The 1,498-nt window shown below is 71.6% G+C and carries 2 protein-coding genes; both read left to right on the top strand.

The window, feature by feature from the left end; all coding sequences use genetic code 11:
• Positions 1-462 (top strand): S16 family serine protease (locus tag ACY45C_RS08385; protein WP_462187054.1); only part of this gene is annotated, 462 nt, incomplete at its 5' end.
• 522 nt (positions 463-984) lie between these two features.
• Positions 985-1,461: a hypothetical protein gene (locus tag ACY45C_RS08380; protein ID WP_462187053.1), complete on the top strand. Its 477-nt coding sequence runs from the start codon at positions 985-987 to the stop codon at positions 1,459-1,461.
• The last annotated feature ends 37 nt before the right edge of the window (positions 1,462-1,498 follow it).

The following is a 1,498-nucleotide window of genomic DNA, read 5'->3' as shown; positions in this document are numbered from 1 at the left end:
TCCTACCTGCGCTCGCACGGGGTGGAACTGGAACTTCCCGTCGGGGATCTGGCCGACCGCGGTGTCCACGTGCACGTCCCCGCGGGTGCGGTGCCAAAGGACGGGCCGAGCGCCGGGGTAACGATGACGACGACCCTGGCGTCGCTGCTGTCCGGCCGGCCGGTCCGGGCGGAGGTGGCGATGACCGGCGAGGTATCGCTGACCGGGCGCGTGCTGCCGATCGGCGGGGTGAAGCAGAAGCTGCTCGCCGCGCACCGCGCCGGCATCACCACGGTGCTGCTGCCGGCGCGCAACGGCCCGGACCTGGACGACGTCCCGGCGCCGGTACGCGACGCGCTCACCGTCCACCTGGTGACCGACGTCCGGGAGGTGCTGGACCTGGCCCTGGAGCCTGCCTTCGCCACCGGGCGCGCCGACCGGCCGGGCCACGGCGGGCGCTCCTCCACACCGCTGGCCGCCTGAGGATCTGAAGGCCGACCAGGGGCCGGGAAGAGGGTGAGCGAGAGCCAGCGACACGCCGGGGACGAGGTAAACACCATGTGACGAGGGGCGCGGAAGACGCAGATGGCGGCTACGGTCGGGGCGTGGATCGTGGTCGCTGTCTTCGGCAGGAGCGCATCGCACAGCAGCGCATCCTGGGGCTCAGTCGACAAGGGGTGCGCCAGCGACCGCGGGACAATCGCGGGCCCGCCCATCCGCCGAACCGGCCACCCGGCCGGCGCAGGCGCACCCGCTAGGCCGTCTTGCCCTCGGCAGCCGCATCGACAAGCGGCTGCGTCTCCCGTGCCGGTCCGGACCACCCGTGCCGGTCCGACGCCGCGGCGGCAGGCGTGCCCGTCGACCCGCTGTCGGCCCACTTCCCCCTCCCCCTGCCCGACTGCGCGCTTCGATCCCGGTCGGTCCCAGGCCGCGGGAGTCGGTCACATCCCCGCCTATTAAAGTGACCCGAACCCATGGGCGGCATGGCGGAGGGACGCAGGCAGCGTGGATGCCCTCAGGCGGGGTTGGGTCGGTCTTGCGCTGTTCTTCGCTGCCCTGGTCCTGATGCCGATCCTGGTGTTCAGTTATCACAGCCAGGAACCCCGGTCCGGTCCGGCCCCGGCGGCATCCCCCGCACCCGACGGTCGTCCATCCCGGCCCGGCCCGGGCGCCGTGCCCACGCCGTCGTCGACGATGTCCGTCGCGCCGTTCACCTTCGCCGGCATCCACCAGGGCGAGACCATCTCGGGATTCCGCACCATCCGGGTGGAGACGACGGGCTACGCCGGCACCCTGACGTACGTGCTGAATGGACCGATCGGGCCGTACCGGCGGGATCTCCCCGGCCCGCCGTACCTGTTCACGCCGCATCCCGGCGGATGGCAGACTTCCGAGGTCCCGGACGGGCTGTACACCCTGACCGCGATCCTGGTCGGAGCCGGGAACACTCAGATCTCCATCAGCTTTACCGTCAGTAACTGAACAGGGACCGTAAGATGATCTCGGCGGAGCAGGCACT

The sequence above is a fragment of the Frankia sp. CcWB2 genome (assembly GCF_977927585.1).
The sequence above is the reverse complement of the archived record's forward strand: the minus strand, read 5'-3'. Positions and strand labels throughout refer to the sequence as shown.